Origin of the sequence: Streptomyces spongiicola (assembly GCF_003122365.1) — a bacterium.
In the GTDB taxonomy this organism is placed as follows: Bacteria; Actinomycetota; Actinomycetes; order Streptomycetales; family Streptomycetaceae; genus Streptomyces; species Streptomyces spongiicola.
This window is the reverse complement of the sequence record NZ_CP029254.1, coordinates 1,664,684-1,681,615: the sequence shown is the minus strand read 5'-3', so window position 1 is coordinate 1,681,615 and position 16,932 is coordinate 1,664,684. Positions and strand designations below refer to the sequence as shown.

The 16,932-nt window shown below is 68.3% G+C and carries 13 protein-coding genes; 9 read left to right on the top strand and 4 right to left on the bottom strand.

The genetic code is table 11. From position 1 onward, the window contains the following. Nucleotides 1–11: 11 nt before the first annotated feature. Both DDQ41_RS07235 and DDQ41_RS07230 read right to left on the bottom strand, forming a co-directional pair. Complete coding sequence (locus tag DDQ41_RS07235) at nt 12–233, bottom strand: DUF397 domain-containing protein (protein ID WP_109293733.1); 222 nt, start codon at nt 231–233, stop codon at nt 12–14. Continuing rightward, nucleotides 230–1,018 carry a helix-turn-helix domain-containing protein gene (locus DDQ41_RS07230; RefSeq protein ID WP_109293732.1) on the bottom strand — a complete coding sequence of 263 codons (789 nt, stop codon included), beginning with the start codon at nt 1,016–1,018 and terminating at the stop codon, nt 230–232. Before DDQ41_RS07230 ends, DDQ41_RS07235 begins: the two co-directional genes overlap by 4 nt. Nucleotides 1,019–1,216: 198 nt before the next feature. On the opposite strand from DDQ41_RS07230, the gene DDQ41_RS07225 reads away from it, so the two are divergent. The 5 genes from DDQ41_RS07225 (at nt 1,217) to DDQ41_RS07205 (ending at nt 7,912) form a co-directional block, all read left to right on the top strand. Then, a complete protein-coding gene (locus DDQ41_RS07225; protein ID WP_109293731.1) occupies nt 1,217–1,510 on the top strand; it encodes a hypothetical protein in 294 nt (97 codons plus the stop codon). Further along, nucleotides 1,507–1,818, top strand: a complete 312-nt coding sequence (locus DDQ41_RS07220) for a hypothetical protein (RefSeq protein WP_109293730.1) — start codon at nt 1,507–1,509, stop codon at nt 1,816–1,818. Before DDQ41_RS07225 ends, DDQ41_RS07220 begins: the two co-directional genes overlap by 4 nt. A 98-nt stretch (nt 1,819–1,916) precedes the next feature. After that, nucleotides 1,917–5,471, top strand: a complete 3,555-nt coding sequence (locus DDQ41_RS07215; RefSeq protein WP_262508380.1) for a type I restriction endonuclease subunit R — start codon at nt 1,917–1,919, stop codon at nt 5,469–5,471. A 5-nt stretch (nt 5,472–5,476) separates the two neighbouring features. Further along, nucleotides 5,477–6,262 carry a M48 family metallopeptidase gene (locus DDQ41_RS07210; RefSeq protein WP_109293729.1) on the top strand — a complete coding sequence of 262 codons (786 nt, stop codon included), beginning with the start codon at nt 5,477–5,479 and terminating at the stop codon, nt 6,260–6,262. A gap of 339 nt (nt 6,263–6,601) precedes the next feature. Beyond that, a complete protein-coding gene (locus DDQ41_RS07205; protein ID WP_109293728.1) occupies nt 6,602–7,912 on the top strand; it encodes an RHS repeat-associated core domain-containing protein in 1,311 nt (436 codons plus the stop codon). A 223-nt stretch (nt 7,913–8,135) separates the two neighbouring features. On the opposite strand, the gene DDQ41_RS07200 is transcribed toward DDQ41_RS07205, so the two are convergent. Continuing rightward, nucleotides 8,136–8,798, bottom strand: coding sequence for an ISAs1 family transposase (locus DDQ41_RS07200; RefSeq protein WP_262508379.1), 663 nt, complete (start codon nt 8,796–8,798; stop codon nt 8,136–8,138). 227 nt (nt 8,799–9,025) lie between these two features. Here DDQ41_RS07200 and DDQ41_RS07195 point away from each other — a divergent pair, with 227 nt between their 5' ends. The 3 genes from DDQ41_RS07195 (at nt 9,026) to DDQ41_RS31185 (ending at nt 12,672) form a co-directional block, all read left to right on the top strand. Further along, nucleotides 9,026–10,723, top strand: a complete 1,698-nt coding sequence (locus DDQ41_RS07195) for an IS1634 family transposase (RefSeq protein WP_109297466.1) — start codon at nt 9,026–9,028, stop codon at nt 10,721–10,723. A gap of 66 nt (nt 10,724–10,789) precedes the next feature. Continuing rightward, a complete protein-coding gene (locus DDQ41_RS07190) occupies nt 10,790–11,878 on the top strand; it encodes an RHS repeat-associated core domain-containing protein (protein ID WP_109293727.1) in 1,089 nt (362 codons plus the stop codon). Between the two features lie 257 nt (nt 11,879–12,135). Beyond that, nucleotides 12,136–12,672 carry a hypothetical protein gene (locus DDQ41_RS31185; RefSeq protein ID WP_162602630.1) on the top strand — a complete coding sequence of 179 codons (537 nt, stop codon included), beginning with the start codon at nt 12,136–12,138 and terminating at the stop codon, nt 12,670–12,672. Nucleotides 12,673–13,505: 833 nt separating this feature from the next. On the opposite strand, the gene DDQ41_RS07185 is transcribed toward DDQ41_RS31185, so the two are convergent. After that, complete coding sequence (locus DDQ41_RS07185; RefSeq protein ID WP_262508378.1) at nt 13,506–15,212, bottom strand: PucR family transcriptional regulator; 1,707 nt, start codon at nt 15,210–15,212, stop codon at nt 13,506–13,508. Nucleotides 15,213–15,399: 187 nt separating this feature from the next. On the opposite strand from DDQ41_RS07185, the gene DDQ41_RS07180 reads away from it, so the two are divergent. Continuing rightward, entirely contained in the window at nt 15,400–16,881 is a 1,482-nt protein-coding gene (locus DDQ41_RS07180; protein ID WP_109293726.1) for a sodium:solute symporter, read from the top strand. Nucleotides 16,882–16,932: the final 51 nt, after the last annotated feature.

Sequence of the window (16,932 nt, the reverse complement as noted above, 5' to 3'; positions counted from 1 at the left end):
GCGCGGCGCGGTCAGGCGGGGAAGGCGTTGCTCTTGAGGGCGGTGACGAACGTAGACCAGCCAGTCGTCGCGAAGACCAGCGCGGGCCCGTGAGGGTTCTTGGAGTCGCGGATCGGGACGCCCGACGGGTAACCGTCCAGGACCTCGACGCAGCTGCCCCCGTCGCCGCTGCTGTAGGACGACTTGCGCCAACCGCTCAACGCGGCCGCGTTCGGGATGATGCGGTCAGTCATTGCCCGTATTCCTTTGCCGTCGCTCTCAGTAGGGCGACCGATTCCTTGCGGGGGAGCGCGTCGCCCAAGGCGAGAGTGTAGGTGCGCTGCAACGTCTCAACCAGGGCGGGGGAGTCGTGCAACCTGCCCATGAGGACTCCTTCGCCGTAGGCGACTGGGGGCTGATCGTCGAACATCATCAGTGACAACATCCCCTGGAGCAGTTGGTGGTAGCCCACTCCGAAGGGAAGGATGTGGACGCGGATGCGCTCGCTCTCCGCCAAGCGGACGATGTGGGTCAGTTGCTCCGTCATGACCTTGGGACTTCCGACGTGGCGGCGCAGTACCGCCTCGTCGAGAAGGGCGCAGACTAGCGGCGTAACCGGGTCGGAGAGGACCTTTCCTCGCTCCAGTCGCGTGACAAGGAGCCTGTCACATTCCTCTTCACCCCGAGGAGTGGCACCTGGCCGTAGAACCGCACGCGCGTACCCCTCCGTCTGGAGGATGCCCGGCACGAGTGAGAGTGCGAACTCCTGGATCACCGTTGCCTGCTGTTCCAGCTGCCGTGCCGACTCGAAGTAGTCCGCCACCGCCACGTTCTCCCGTGGCAGGAAGCTGCTCAGCACGTCCCCCGTGCCCAACGCCCTGTCCAGCCTCCGCGCGTCCTCCTTCGACGGGATGCGGCGGCCCGCCTCGATATGGGCGATGTGCGAGCGGGTCATGATCGAGGCATCGGCCAGTTCCTGTTGGGTGAGGCCGGCGGCTTCGCGTTGGGCCTTCAGCCATTCCCCGTAGGTGTTGCTCATCGTCAACTCCCTCGCGACAAAAGCTCTGTCACATCGAACCCCCTGGTCAGGGTAGCCCGATCGGTCCCAGGCTGTGAGTGAATCGCTACAGAGCGAGTTCACCGGGCGGGGCCGCCCGGGAGAGCCGCAGTCACAGACCCCCGCGACCGGGGCGAACGGTCCGGGGGCGTGGCCCTCAACTAGCCAGGAGTTGACGACGTGTTGCACTGTATCGTCCGCCTGATCGACCCGCTCCGGAGGCTCCTGTGGCCTCCGCCGCCCGTGGACCACCGCCCCCCGCCCCGGCCGCCGTGTCCGCCCCCACCCACCCGCGCCCCCGCCCCGTACTACCGAGGCGAGGACAGCCCTCTCGTCCGTCCCTACCTCCTCGCCCACGAGCGCCGCCAGGCCGAGGCCCGTCGTCGGCACCTCCGTCGCCGGGCTCTCTGGATCACCGCCCAAGGCGTCGACGCCGACCCGTTCGCCATCGGTGGACGGGAGGTGGCGGCGTGATCCGTCACACCGCGGAGGCACCTCGCCTGCTCCCCTGGACCGGGGCCGAGGGCAAGCCCTGCTACCTCGTCGGCGACGGCCTCGGCTATGTCTCACGACTCGCCGACAACGTCGAGAGCGTGCAGCTCGGCATGGCCGCCGCACTCCTCGATCACACCGACGACCTGCTGAGCGACCGTTCCGCCACCCCCGAACAGCTCCGCTATGTCATCGCCCGCCTCGCGGAGTCCCTGCGCGACGTGCACCGCATCGCACGGAGCCGGGGTGCCCGGCACACCGCTCCGGGCCGCGTCGACCACCCCGAATAGCAGGGGTCCCAGGCGGCTGAAACTCTCGACCGCCGTCCGCCCGTCACGGCAGAATGGATCAGCTGAAGGGGCGCGGCGGCGGGCGAGGGGCGTGGGGTATGGCGGCGATGCAGGTCGAGCGGGACGAGGTGGAGCGGCCGACCGTCGCGCAGCTCCGGGCGATGGGCTGGACGCACGTCCCGGGCAGGGACGTCGGCACCCTCGAAGCCGATACCCCGTTCCTCGTCGACACCCTCGGCGAGGCGCTGCGCCGCATCAACCTCCGTGCCGCCGACGGCAAGCCGTGGATGGACGAGACGGACGTCAGGCGCTCCATCGCCGAGCTCGCCTCCGTCTCCCTCGGCGCCGGCATCGACAAGGCCAACTTCGCCGCCACCGACCTGCTGCTCAGTGGTCTGCTCCTCGCCGGTCCCTCCGCCGGGCACGGCGGCCCCTCCGCCACCGTCCAGTACATCGAGTGGCACGAGGGCCGCACCGGGCGCAACGAGTTCACCGTCGTCGACCAGCTCCACATGCGGAATCGCTCCGGCGAGGTGTCGATCCTCGACATCGTCCTCTTCGTGAACGGGATTCCGCTCGTCGCAGTCGAGTGCAAGAGCCCCGACCTCGCCGACCCGATCCGTGATGCCGTCCTCGACCTGCGGCACTACGCGGGAGACCCGCTGTCCGACGACGAACGGGATGCGACTGCCCCGGCGCTGCCCGCCGGGGTTCCGGAGCTCTTCCGCACGGTCCAGCTGCTCGTCGCGGCCACGGCCGAGACCGCGTACCTCGGCACGGTCACGTGCACGCCGGAACACTTCCACCCCTGGCGGAGCATCGAGCCGGAGAGCAAGGCGACTCTCACCGCCGAACTGCCCGACGGCACCGGCGGACTCAACGAGCGGCACAAGCTGGTGGGCGTCGTCCTGCGTCCGGCCGCGCTGCTGAGGGTCGTACGCCACTACGTCATCCCCCTCCCCGTCCAGACCGAGTCGGGCGGCAGCCGTACCGTCAAGGCTGTCGCCCGGCACCAGCAGTACCGGGCCGCCGAGAAGGCGGTCCGCAGGCTGCTCACGGGCAGGACGCGCGGCGGGCCGATCCTGGAAGACGAGCGCGGCGGCCTCATCTGGCACACCCAGGGGTCCGGCAAGAGCCTCACCATGACGTTCCTCGTCCGCCGCATGCATCTGCACCACCGGCTCGGCGAGTTCACGGTGGTCGTGGTCACGGACCGCACCCAGTTGCAGGAGCAGCTCGCCCGGACGCTCAGGCTGAGCGAGTCCGAGGTGGAGACCGCCAGGACCGCGACCCAGATGCAGGGGCTGCTGCGGGACGGCGGCCGGCGGGTCGTGTTCGCGATGATCCAGAAGTACGGTGCCGGAGGATTCGCCTTCGCGGCGGAGGCGGACGGGGACGGCGACGAGCGGGATCTGGCTGCCGAGTACGACGACGCCGAGAAGGCCCGGCGGGGGCTCGGAGCTGCGAAGCCGCCGCCGGCGCCGAACTTCCCCGAGTGCAACACCTCACCGGACATCCTCGTCCTCGTCGACGAGGCGCACCGGTCGCACACGAGTCTGCTGCACGCCGCCCTGCGCAGGGCGATCCCCAACGCGGCGAAGATCGGCTTCACCGGCACCCCGATCATGACGGGCAGGGCCGGGGACACCCGCCGGATCTTCGGCGGCGGCCCGGACCGGGAGTTCCTGGACATGTACCGGATGGCGGACGCCGAACACGACGGCGTCGTCGTCCGCATCCGCTACGAGGGCCGTACCGGGGAGGGGAAGGTATTAGACGAGGACGGCCTGGACCGGAACTTCGCGGACCTCGTCCGCGACCGCACCGACGAGCAGCGCCGCGAGCTGCTGAATCGCTGGCCCACCGAGCGGGACGTCGCCGAGTCGAGGCCGATGATCCGGGCCAAGGCCGAGGACATGCTGCAGCACTGGGTCACGACGGTGCTGCCCGGAGGGGGCTTCAAGGCGCAGGTCGCCGCGGTGAGTCGCAAGGCCGCCGTCGAGTACCACCATGCGCTGCGTGCCGCGCGGGACGCGCTGATGGTGGAGCTCGCCGCGTTCCGGCCGGAGTCGGTCGCCGGAATCCCGCTCGACGAGCTGCCCTCGCGCACCCGCTATCTGTTCCAGGCGTACCAGTTCCGTTCGCTGCTGCGCAGGATCGACTTCGTGCCCGTCATCTCGCCCGGCAAGGAGCGCAAACGGCGCCGGTGGCTGTACTGGACGGACCCGGTGCGGCAGGCGGCGTACATCGAGCGCTTCCACGAGGCGTTCCCCACACCGCCGCCGGAACCCGAGTGGGTCTCCACCACCCCGTTCCACTCCCCGGTGCAGGAGTCGCGGGACCCGGGCGGCACGGGGGACAACCCGTGGTCACAGGAAGGAGCGGAGCAGCCCGGGGCATCGGCCGCCGGCCCCGACCCGGTGCACCCGGAGAGCCCCGTGGCCTTCCTGATCGTCAAGTCCATGCTGCTCACGGGGTTCGACGCGCCGCGTGAACAGGCGCTCTACCTGGACCGCCCGATCCGGGATGCCGAACTGCTCCAGGCAGTGGCCCGGGTGAACCGGCCGATGCCCGACAAGAAGGTCGGGTACGTCGTCGACTACTACGGCGTCTTCGAGCACCTGAGCAGCGCACTCGCCGACTACCGGAAGGACGACGTCGACGACACGATGCGCAGTATGGCCGAGGAGGTCGACGATCTGGGGCCGGCGGCCGAGGAGGTGCGCCGCTACCTCAGCGCTCGGGCCGGCGTCACCGACGCCGATCTCGTCGACTTCGCCGCCGTGCGCTCCGCCGCCCTCGCCTTCGACGACGAAGCGACCCGCCGGGGCTTCGACGAGGTGCTGCACCACTTCCTCACCGTCCTGGAGCGAGTACTGCCGCACGAGGACGGCCTGAACCACGTGGGCGACGCACGCCGCTGGGGCCTGCTGCAGAAGCGCATCCGCACCCTCCACCGTGACGCCTCAGGCGGTTCCTTCACGATGCGTGCGTACGGGCGCAAGGTGCGCGCGCTGATCGCCGACCATCTGGAGGGCCCTGAGATCGACCAGGTGATCGCGCCGGTGTCCCTGACGTCGCCGCGGTTCGACGAGAAGGTACGCGCCATGCCCCCGCGCGAGGCGGCGGCCGAGATGGGGCACGCCCTCCGCTTCCATCTGGAGGAGCGGGTCAAGAGGGAGGACCCGGAGAAGTACGCCAGGCTCTCGGAGAGGCTGGCGGAGATCCTGCGGGAGATGCCGGGGCGCTTCGAGGAGCAGATCGAGGCATTCGGGCCGCTCTTCGAGCAGGCCCGGCGGGAGGAAGAGGAGGATCCGGGGCTTGCGGGGCTCACCCCGCTGGAGCAGCGGCTGTACCGGCTGCTGGGCAGGGAGGCGGGAGACAACCCGGATATCGACACGAGCGCGGCGGACCTGCGGTCGGTCGTCGGGGCGGTGTGCGACACGGCGGCCCGCACCATGGCCAAGGCCGCCTACCAGGGCCAGCACCAGGACCTGTCCCTCCTCGCCGAAAGGATCAGGATGGACCTGGTCAAGGGCCGGCTGCGTCCGGTGAGCACGGAGTGGACGGCGCTTCGCGATCTCGCCGAACGGCTCGCCGACTACGCCGCGCAGAACCGGGCGTCGTTCCTGGCCAGGCTGAGGGGAGAATAGGCGGCGTGACTGCCGCCATCGCCGGTCCGGCCGAGCCGATCGCCCTTGCCGAGGGGGATCGGCTCGCTGTCGACGGATTGGAACTCGACGTGCGAGTCAGCGCCCGGCGCAAGAGGTTCGCGCTCACGGTGGAGAGCGACGCCGCGGTCACCCTGCACGCGCCCCAGGGACGCCCGGCGGCTGACGCCCTCGCGTTCGTCCGGGCTCACCGGGCATGGGTGGTGGCCAAGACGGCGCAGAGAGAGCGAACCCGACCGCTCAACCCGCCCAAGCGTCTCGTCGAGGGTGAGGTGTTCCGGTATCTGGGGAGGACGTATCGGCTGGCCGTCGACGCCGAGCGCCCGGAGGACGCCGCAGTCCGGCTCGTCGCCGGGTGCCTTCTCCTCAGTCGGGAACAGTCGGAGAACCCGGCCCTGGGCCGGTCCGCGCTCGTCGCCTGGTACTGCCGGGCGGGCCGTGAGTGGGCCGCGGGCAGGCTCCAGCCGTGGGCGGCGCGGATGGGAGTCGCAGAGCCGGCGCTGGACGTGTCGGATCTGGGCGGCCGCTGGGGCAGCTACCGTCCGCCCGGCGGCGGAGCCGGAGCCGGGCGGATGAGTCTGGGCTGGCCCCTGTTCCAACTGCCCATGCATCTCGTGGACTATGTCGTCGCGCACGAACTCGCGCATGTACGCGTGTCCGGGCACGGCGCGGACTTCTGGCGGCTGCTCGGCCGCGCTCTGCCGGAGTACGAGGAGCGGCGGACCGAGCTGGACGAGCTGGGCCGGCGCATGTGGATGGGGGACCTCGTCTAGCACGTGTGTGCTGTCGTGATCAACCAGCCTGGGAAGAACCGGGGGCTGTACGCGGCGTGCCCCGTCGGCCGGGTCCGCCGCCGGCCGACAGCGTGACCAGCTCGCCGAATGGCTGTGAGGCTGTGCTCCAGGACGCAGGCGCGCCGTCCCGACCGGCCCGGGGCACACGGGGCACGGGAGAACCTCGACTTGGGCTGACCACATAGCAGCAGGGGCGGACGGGAACATCCTGCCCGCCCCCCCCAGCCCGCCCCCGGCACCGACCGGCCACACGCCACCACCTCCGTAGCCACCACCGGCGGCGGCACCGACACCTTCATCTACGACCAAGCGGGCAACATGAAGACCCGCACGTCAGGTGGCAAGGACCAGACCCTCACCTGGGACCCCGAAGGACACCTCCAGACCATCGCCGAGACGGGCAAGTCCACCGACTACGTCTACGACACAGAAGGCAACCGCCTCCTCAGCCGAAACTCCGACAACACCGCCACCCTCTACCTGCCCGAAGGCAACGAGCTCGCCCTGAACGCCGACGGCACCACCACGGCCACCCGGTACTACAGCCACGGCGGCCAAACCATCGCCATGCGCACCCCCACCGGCGGCTTCACCTTCCTCTTCGGAGACCACCAGGGCACCTCCCTCATCGCCGTGGCGGCAGTAACCGGCCAGGCCATCACCCGCCGCAAACAGCTCCCCTTCGGCCAGCTCCGTTCCGAACAATCCACCGCCTTCGGCACCCGAGGCTTCGTCGGAGGCACCAACGACCCCTCCGGCCTCACCCACCTCGGCGCCCGCGAATACGACCCTGCCCTCGGCGCCTTCATCTCCGTCGACCCCATCATCGACTTCGCCGACCCCGCCCAGATGCACGCCTACAGCTACGCCCACAACACCCCGCTCACCAAATCCGACCCCGACGGCCTGCGCCCCGCTCCGGTAGCCGGCACCAGCGACGTAGAGGAATTCAACTGGGCTCGCGACCGCGGCATGCGCGTCGGCTACACCCAGAGGAACGGCCGCTACGTCTGGGGCTACCACCCCATGAAGGACACGGCATCCCAGCACCGTTACCGCGCCTACCAAGCCAACGTCAAGGCATACGAAGCCGCAAAAGCCAGCCGAGCCGCAGCAGCCCGTGCCAAGGCACAAGCCATCGCCCGTGCGAAAGCAGCCAAGGCCAAAGCAGATGCCGAACGAAGGAAGAAGGACGGCATTTGGGGCAGCATCACCGGAGGACTCAACAAAGTTTGGGATAATACCGGCGGAAAGGTGGTTTCCGGCGTAGCTGATGCAGCGGGGGCTGTGGGTGACCATTTCTCCCGACACTGGCGCGATTACGTGAACGCGGGGCTCGTGGTGGGCGGCTTCTTGGCGGGGGCGGCATGTGGTGCCACGATCGTCTGCGGAGTCGGCGTCGGGTTGGCCGTTGGTGCAGCCACGTATACGGTTTCTAACGCCGGAACCAAAAACTGGAACTGGTCAAGCTTTGGAATTCAGACAGCCGCTTCCGGGATTGGCGGCGGGGCGGCGGCTAGGTATGCCGGTCCGAAAATGGCGCAGATGGCAAGTGCTGTGCGTACTCGAGTTTCTCTTTGGAGGCTCGAGCGGACCCTTGACAGAATGAGGAAGGATGTTAATGGGTGACAAGGTGGGAGTTTCGGGGTTGCGGTGGAAAATTCCGATCGGAGTTGTGATTGTGGTTACGGTGTTTCTCGCTTGTCGAGGCCTTCCGGCGCCGCTCAACATCGTGGTTCCCGTCTTCTGTGCCGTGGCTTTGGGTAGCTCGATTGGCGGGGTGCGCGGCAGGCGCTAACCACCCAACCCGCCAGGGGTGTTGCAAAGTCTCTTGATCTTGTGAGTCCGCTGGTCAGGCGATGCCCAGGAGGTCGAGCGGGCGTGTGAAGGGCTCGTAGGAGGCATGCCGGAGGCCGGCGGCGATGTTGTGGTGTCCGGCAGCGCGGAGCGTGTTGATCGCCAGGTTGCGCAGGGTTGCCATGTTCTCGGGGCCGTAGCCGGTGCGGATCTTCGAGGCGTCCTCGCCGAAGGCGGTGTCACGGACGAAGTGGAGCCGGTTCTCGATGGTCCACTGCGGCCTGGCGAGGCGGCCGAGCCGCTCGGGCGAGGCTTCCTGCGAGGTCAGGTCCGTGATCACGTAGACGGTCTGGCGGCTGCATCTGCCGGTGGCGAGGTCGGTGCGGTGACGCAGGATGCGCGCGGCCTGGGCGGCGTGAGGGAAGTGCAGACCGAGGCCGGTGACGGTGAGGGCCCTGGTGGCGCGGGTCTCCTTGCGGCCGTGGCCCCTCTCGCGGTCGTATCTGCGCGCTGTGCAGTCCTTCCACGGCAGTGACCGCAGCCGGCGGTGTAGTTCGGGCTGGTTGGCCTTGACCACGAGCAGGTAGTGGGCCCTCTTCTCTTCCATCAGGAACCGTGCGTGGTCGCGCTGGGTGTGCAGGGCGTCGGCCGTGACGGTGAGGCCGGTCAGGTCGTAGGGCGCCAGCAGGGCCTTCCTCTTCGGAGACCACCAGGGCACCTCCCTCATCGCCGTGGCGGCAGTAACCGGCCAGGCCATCACCCGCCGCAAACAGCTCCCCTTCGGCCAGCTCCTGAGTTCCGCAGTTCGTAGGCACATACGGGTCTGTCGATCAGTGTCTGCGCAGGTCACGGTGTTTCGGTGCATGCGCGTCGCGTGAATCGCGTGGGCACACGCCTAGTCCATGAGGTATTGATCTTCTTGCTGTGATCGTTGATGCTGTGGGCATGTACTTGCGGACCACCCAGCGGAAGAACAAGAACGGCACGACGGTTCGCTATGTTCAGCTCGCGCACAACCGGCGGGTGGGCGGCACTACGCAGGCCGAGGTGGTGCACAATTTCGGCCGCGAGGACCAGCTCGACACCGACGGCCTGCGCCGTCTGGTCGCCTCGATCAACCGCTACCTGGGCGAGGACGGCGCTGACGCGGCCGCTCCGGCGGCCGGCGGCGGCCTGCAGGTGACCGGCTCGCGCCCGCTCGGGGCGGTCTGGCTTCTGCAGGGCCTGTGGCGGCAGTTGGAGATCGACGCCGCCCTGAAGAAGATCCTCGGCGCGCGCCGGTTCCGCACCGACGTCGAGCGCGTGCTGTTCGCACTGGCCGCCAACCGTGCCATCGCCCCGGCCTCCAAGCTGTCGGCGGCCGAGTGGGCCGGCCGCGACGCGGTGATACCCGGCCTGGAGGCCATGGACGAGAACCAGGCATACCGGGCCATGGACCTGCTGGTGGAGGCCGACGCCCAGGCTGAAGTGCAGGAAGCGGTGTTCTTCGCGGTCGCCAACCTCCTCAACCTCGAAGTCGACCTGCTGTTCTTCGACACCACCAATACCTACTTCGAACGCGACGAACCCGACGAGGGCGAGACCCCGTTCCGCGCCTACGGCAAGAGCAAGGACCACCGCGACGACCTGCCGCAGATCACCATCGGACTGGCTGTCACCAAAGAGGGCGTCCCGGTCCGGTGTTGGTGCTGGCCCGGCGGCACCAGCGACCAGGCGATCCTGCCGCAGGTCAAGGACGACATGCGCGACTGGAAGCTGGGCCGCGTGATCACCGTGGTCGACCGCGGCTTCTCCTCCGCGGACAATCTCGCCTACCTCACCCGCGCCGGCGGCCACTACATCGCCGGGATGCGCATGCGTGACGGAGGCGACCTGGCCGAGGCCGCGCTCGCCCGGCAGGGCCGCTACCAGAGCGTCCGCGACAACCTGCGCGTCAAGGAAGTCAAGCTCGACCAGGCCCCGGGCCGGCGCTTCGTCATCTGCCACAACCCTGCCCAGGAGGAACGCGACCGTCGCCATCGCGAGGAGGCCATCAAGCGGATCGAGGCCGAACTGGAGCGGATCCGGTCCCAGCGTGAACGTGACGCCAAGCGCGCGACCACAGCCAAGGCGCGGGAGCGGGCGGAGGCCGCCCACGTGCGCGCCGAGTGCGCGCTGATCGAACACCCCACCCTGAAGCGGTGGTTGAGAACGTCGAAGAACGGACGGCTGGCCATCGACCGCGCCAAGGTCAAGGCCGAGGAGCGTCTCGACGGCAAGTACCTGCTGACCAGCTCCGATCCGCACCTGAGTGCCGAGGAGATCGCGGTCGGCTACAAGGCTCTCCTGGAAGCCGAGCGCGGATTTCGTGATCTGAAAACGGTGCTGGAACTACGACCGGTCTTTCACCGTCTCGAACACCGCATCCGCGCCCACGTGCTGCTGTGCTGGCTCGCACTGCTGCTGATCCGCGTCGCCGAACGCCGCACCGGACAGACCTGGAACCGGATCAGCACCGAACTCGGCCGCGTGCACGAGGTCACCCTCACCGGCGACGCCGGACAGATCACCCAGACCACCCCGCTCACCAGCCAGCAGGCCGCCCTCTACCGCGCCTGCGGCATCAAACCGCCGCCACGGATCACCGCCGCAGACCCGGCCTGACCAGCCACAACGTGCCCACGTGGGCACACGCCCGCACGGGCGCCATCCCGACGTTTCCGCAGCTCAATCCCTGTTTTCGACTCATCCGCATGCCTACCAACTGCGGAACTCAGGCAGCTCCGTTCCGAACAATCCACCGCCTTCGGCACCCGAGGCTTCGTCGGAGGCACCAGCGACCCCTCCGGCCTCACCCACCTCGGCGCCCGCGAATACGACCCTGCCCTTGGCGCCTTCATCTCCGTCGACCCGATCATCGACTTCGCCGACCCGGCGCAGATGCACGCCTACAGCTATGCCCACAACACCCCGCTCACCAAATCCGACCCCGACGGCCTGCGCCCCGCTCCGGTAGCCGGCACCAGCGACGTAGAGGAATTCAACTGGGCTCGCGACCGCGGCATGCGCGTCGGCTACACCCAGAGGAACGGCCGCTACGTCTGGGGCTACCACCCCATGAAGGACACGGCATCCCAGCACCGTTACCGCGCCTACCAAGCCAACGTCAAGGCATACGAAGCCGCAAAAGCCAGCCGAGCCGCAGCAGCCCGCGCCAAGGCACAAGCCATCGCCCGCGCCAAAGCAGCCAAGGCCAAAGCAGATGCCGAACGAAGGAAGAAGGACGGCATTTGGGGAAATATCATGAAGGGAGAATTTGGTGCCGCTTGGAAAAATACCAAGGACTCGGCAGTGGGGGAGTGGGTTGGCGATCACTGGGACGACATCAAGGATGGCGCCACCATCGTCGGATTCGGTGTGTGCATTGTTGCCTCTGCTGGAGCCTGTATCGTCGTAAGTGCTGGAATCGCGGCGGCAAAGTTTTCTGGCGACTGGCTGATCACAGGAAACGCCAATTACAGGGCGCTTGGAAAGGACCTCGCGTGGACAGCTGTCGGCGGTGGTAGCGCCGCAGCGTTTGGTAGAGCATTTGGCGGCGCCGCCAGTTGGTCCCAGGCGTACCGAGCCAGCCCCATTGTGAGAAGAGAATCCGTTAGAGTCGTCACCCCCGCAAATTCCATGAGGCACGCCACCGTTCATCAGGCGATCCGCATTGACATGGGAGCGACTTACGGAAACATGAGCGTGAATGCTGGATTCAACACAGCATTCTGTGGTGCCGGAAACTCGAGCCTCGGATCGTATGTAGGAGGCTGCTAACTAAAATTCGAAGACCCGGATTGGCGCGCGGCGTCAGATGCGGTGCATCGTAAGGTGGAAGGTCGCCCTCATATTGGGCGCATTCGGGCGATCCGATAACGCGGCGAGGTGCCGTGGCTGACCGCGCGCGCCCGCTGGGGACTACGGGACAGCCCTTAGAGCAATACGGACGAACCTGGTGAAGGAGTGTACTGTCAGAACCCCGCTGCTCGTCGGAGCACCTGTGCTGCGGGTCGGTCCTGAGGAAGGGGAAATCAATGGATCTTGGTAAGAAGACTCTGCGTCGGCGTTCCTTCGTTGCGCTATCGTGGATTATGACTATTCCTTTCGGAATGGTGTCATTCGGCGCTGCCGTGAGCATGTCCGATGGCGTTGATGTGGACGCCTTTGCCGTCATGGCGGCATGCCTCGGAGTCATTGCAGTGGCCCGTCGAATTCTTGGTTCGCGGATTACTCTCGGTGAATCCGAGTTGGCGATCGTTAATCCGGTGGTCACCTACACTGTGCCATATGGGATGATTGCTGCCGTATCGGGGGGCACGGGGGGTACGCTGACGATCCTCACGCGTCAGGCGGATGAGATCCACTCCACTGGTTTCGGCGGGTCGCTCATCGATCACTTTGTCGGCTCTACGGACCGCGCTGTAGAGCAGATCAAGTGTCGCCTTAAACACCGGCCAAAACATTCCGGTAAAGATGACATGCAAAGGCGGTTCACCGTCGCTTGGTTTGCAGACACCTGCGGCGTCGGAGCCCTCTTCTGTGCAGCTTCAGACGTTATAGTTGGAATGTGAAGCCACCTGCCCTCTCAAGCGGGTGATGGGGGTTTCATGGTGGGTCGAAATAATTCTCATCTCGATCAGTAATTTCGAACGACCTTTACTCGTCCGCCTGGGAGCGGCGGTGCCATATCCACTCTGATGCCGTATTCATGTGGGGGCGTGGTGGGTTCAAGATTCCCGTTCTGTCGCCGATTGGAAATATGAATGTTGCCGACTAGTGAATTCGTTACCGATTCCGGTGGTGTCGGAGATTATCTGGGTGCGGCATGGTCGGGGGTCTTCTCATTGATCTGCCTCGGGATTGCTTTCAATGTACGTGATGTGGCGTTTCGTATCCATCAATTTGCCATGGATCATGGCCCCTTCGGTCCCGGACCCGGTGTCAGTCCGACACTCCTGAGGATTTTGGGAGGAGTTCTGGGAGTTGCTGTGCTTGTGGAATTTGCAGCCTACGTGATGGGGATCTTCCGTTAGTAACGAAGACCGCGACGGAGCCTTTTCCACCCTCACTCTGGGCCTCGCTCAGCATTACGAGTACGTCCGACGGACACCCCACCCCGGCGGGCCACCAGGGCCTTCCCGAGGGCTTCCCCCCGGCCGGTCGCCGACCCTCCGCCGACTCCCTGCCGCGTCCCCTGTCGGCTCCCCGTCTGCTTTCCCTCTGCTCTCCATCTGATTTCCGTCTGCTTTCCACCGGGCTTCCGTCAGCTTTCTCCCGGTGCTCCGGCCGTCCTCTGCCGCTCCTCGTGGCTCACTGTCGGCCTTCCCCCGGCTTTCCGTGGGCCTTCCTCCGGGTTTCCCGGCTTTCCCGTGGCGTTCCCGGGTTTCCCCCCGGCCGTGCCACGTCAGCTGTAGCGCAGCGCGAACCACAGCTCCATCCGTGCGTCCGCGTCGTCCAGGTCGACGCCCAGCAGTGAGCCGCATCGGGCGATCCGCTGACGGACGGTGTTCCGGTGGACGCCCAGGGCCACCGCCGTACGGTCCCAACTGCCGTGCAGCGAGAGCCAGACGCGCAGGGTCTCGGTGAGCGCGGGCGAGTCCGCGACCGGTGCCAGCAGGGTGCGCGCATGGACGGCCGCCTCGTCGGGCGCGACCAGCTCGCCGAGGCCGGTGTACCGCTGGCGGGCGAGCGGGACGCGGGTGGCCTCCGCGCGGCGCAGCGCCCGGGCGGCGGCGGTGTCGGCGGTGCCCAGTTCCTCCGCCGCGGCCGGGGCGCTCACCCCGAGGGTCCAGCCGGACTGCGGTTCCACGCGCCGGTCGCCGGAGAGCAGGACCCGCACCCGCTCCCCGTCGGTGTCCACCAGCGTGCTGCCCAGGGCCGCGCCGAGCGCCGAGGCCGCGATCCGGTCGGACTGCCCCGGCCGTGTCCCGTGCACCACCGTCCAGGGGCCCTGGCCCAGGTCGCGGACGACCTGGGCGGGGGTGCCGCCCAGCAGCAGCCGTACCAGCGCGGCGGTCCGCCCGCTCGCGTCCGCTCCCCGGTGCGGCGCCGTGAGCAGCGACAGCAGCACGACGGCGAGCCCGGCGACCGTGTGCCCGCCCGGTTCGCGCCCCTCGGCGGCGATCCCGAGGACCAGGCCCTCGCCGCCGCCGAGCGCGTAGGCCGCGAGGTGTGCGTCCCCGGCGGTGTCGGCCGCCGAGGAGGGTGCCCGGCGCGCGGTGCCCGCCGCCGCGCTCTGTGCCGTCCGGCCGCCGGCGGTTCCCCGGGAGGGGGTGGCGGTCGTGTCCCCGGCGGGCTCCTCTTCGGCGGGCTCCGGGCTCACCACCCGCGCCAGCCGTCCCAGGGCCTCGCGGGCCTCCCTGGACGGCGCCCGGCCCGAGACGTGCAGGGCCGAGCCGTCCGGTGCCAGCAGCACCGCCCAGCCGCCGAGGCGGGAGGCCAGCTGCTGGAGCACCGCGGGCACCGGGTCGGGGCGGGCCGCGGCGCCGGCGAGTCCCTGCTGGGCTTCGCTCACCCGGCGCACCTCCCGGAGCCGGGCCTGTGCCATCAGCCCCCAGACGGCTCGCGCGACCGCGGTGAACGGGGTCTTCGGCGGCACCTCCAGCAGTGGCAGTCTGCGGCGTTCGCAGGCCGCGACCAGCGCGTCCGGGACGGTGTCGTACACCGGGGCCAGCCCGAAGCCGATCGCCGCGCCACCGGCCTCGGCGACCCGTGCCGCGTACCGCTCGGGGTCCTTCAGCAGGACGCCCGCCGTCAGCAGCAGCTCACCGCCCAGGAGGTACGGGTACGGGTCGGCCATCTCCGAGGTGTGCACCCACTGGATGCGGACGCCCTCCGGGCCGGTGGACTGCGGGACGCCCGCCACCAGCCGCAGCCCGAGTTCCTCCCGCGCCAGCAGCGCGGCCAGTGGTACGGGCGGGGTGGGCGGCGCCGAAGAGGCTGGCGGGACTGAAGGGGGCGAGGGGGCTGATGGGCTCAAGAGGCTCAAGGGGGTCGAGGGGGCTGACGGGCTCAAGGGGGCTGAGGAGGCTGACGGGCTCAAGGGGGCCGATGGGGTCGATGGGGCTGAGGGAGCTGAAGCGGCACCCTGGAGAGCGGCGGAGTCCTGCATGGTGGACGTTCCATCCCTGATCGTCTTCGAGAATGGAGGAAACGTACACTTCATCGTCGCTTTTCGGCCACCTATCGTCTAGTCGTCCAGCGGACGCGGGTACGGGCGGATGTCCCCGCGGAGCAGCCGCTGCGTCCCCGTGAACTTCTGCACGACACGCCACCGAGATGAGAGCGAAGGAGGCCCCATGGCCGTCGACTACGCAGTGATCGTCGTCTATCTGGCAGGCATGCTGGCCGTGGGCTGGTGGGGCATGCGCCGCGCGAAGTCCAAGAGCGAGTTCCTGGTCGCCGGCCGCCGGCTCGGACCCTCGATGTACTCCGGCACCATGGCCGCGATCGTCCTCGGCGGCGCCTCCACCATCGGCGGCGTGGGACTCGGATACAAGTACGGGCTCTCCGGCGCCTGGATGGTCTTCACCATCGGCCTCGGCCTGCTCGCCCTGTCGGTCTTCTTCTCGGCCCGTATCGCCCGGCTGAAGGTCTACACCGTCTCCGAGATGCTCGACCTGCGCTACGGCGGCCGGGCCGGACTCATCACCGGCGTGGTGATGTGGGCGTACACCCTGATGCTCGCGGTCACCTCGACCATCGCCTACGCCACGATCTTCGACGTCCTCTTCGACATGAACCGGACCGTCGCGATCATCCTCGGCGGCTCGATCGTCGTCGCCTACTCCACGCTCGGCGGGATGTGGTCGATCACCCTCACCGACATGGTGCAGTTCGTCGTCAAGACGATCGGCGTGCTGCTCCTGCTGCTGCCCATCGCCGTCGTCAAGGCCGGCGGCTTCGCGGAGATGAAGGCCCAGCTGCCCACCGAGTACTTCGCCCCGTTCGGCATCGGCGGCGAGACGATCTTCACCTATGTGCTGATCTACACCTTCGGCATGCTCATCGGCCAGGACATCTGGCAGCGCGTCTTCACCGCCCGCGACGACAAGGTGGCCCGCTGGGGCGGCACCGTCGCAGGCACCTACTGCCTCGCCTACGCCCTCGCCGGCGCCGTCGTGGGCACCGCGGCCAAGGTCCTGTACCCCGACCTCGCCAACGCCGACGACGCCTTCGCCACCATCGTCAAGGACGCCCTGCCGCTGGGCGTGCGCGGACTGGTCCTCGCCGCCGCCCTCGCCGCCGTGATGTCCACCTCCTCCGGCGCCCTGATCGCCTGCGCCACCGTCGCCAACAACGACATCTGGCAGCGGCTGCGCGGCGCCGTGACGCGGCGGCCGGACGGCGGACAGCACGACGAGGTCAAGGGAAACCGCCTGTTCATCCTGGCGATGGGAGTCGCCGTGATCGGCATCGCCATCGCCCTCAACAACGTCGTCGAGGCCCTGACGGTCGCCTACAACCTGCTCGTCGGCGGACTGCTCGTGCCGATCCTCGGCGGACTGCTGTGGAAGCGCGGCACGGTGCACGGCGCCCTCTCCTCCGTCGTCGTCGGCGGACTGGCCGTCATCACCCTGATGGCGAACTTCGGCATCCTCGCCAACGAGCCCATCTACTACGGCCTGCTCGCATCCCTGGTGACGTACGTCGCCGTCTCCCTCGCCACCAAGCCCACCGACGAGGCGGTCCTGGCCAACTGGCGCGAGCGCCTGGCGGGCCGCGGCGCCGAGGCCGACGAGCAGCGGCCCGAACCGGAGGCGGTCCGGGCCACCCCGTGAACCCCGTTACAGTCAAACGACTGCAAACCAACGGATAAGCAGAAAAGCGCA

Excerpts from the sequence above, each read along its gene's own strand:
- DDQ41_RS07195 (WP_109297466.1), top strand. The coding sequence starts at position 9,026 with ATGTACTTGCGGACCACCCAGCGGAAGAACAAGAACGGCACGACGGTT.
- DDQ41_RS07215 (WP_262508380.1), top strand. The coding sequence starts at position 1,917 with ATGGCGGCGATGCAGGTCGAGCGGGACGAGGTGGAGCGGCCGACCGTC.
- DDQ41_RS07235 (WP_109293733.1), bottom strand. The coding sequence starts at position 233 with ATGACTGACCGCATCATCCCGAACGCGGCCGCGTTGAGCGGTTGGCGC.
- DDQ41_RS07205 (WP_109293728.1), top strand. The coding sequence starts at position 6,602 with ATGAAGACCCGCACGTCAGGTGGCAAGGACCAGACCCTCACCTGGGAC.
- DDQ41_RS07185 (WP_262508378.1), bottom strand. The coding sequence starts at position 15,212 with ATGCAGGACTCCGCCGCTCTCCAGGGTGCCGCTTCAGCTCCCTCAGCC.
- DDQ41_RS07180 (WP_109293726.1), top strand. The coding sequence starts at position 15,400 with ATGGCCGTCGACTACGCAGTGATCGTCGTCTATCTGGCAGGCATGCTG.
- DDQ41_RS31185 (WP_162602630.1), top strand. The coding sequence starts at position 12,136 with ATGGATCTTGGTAAGAAGACTCTGCGTCGGCGTTCCTTCGTTGCGCTA.
- DDQ41_RS07230 (WP_109293732.1), bottom strand. The coding sequence starts at position 1,018 with ATGAGCAACACCTACGGGGAATGGCTGAAGGCCCAACGCGAAGCCGCC.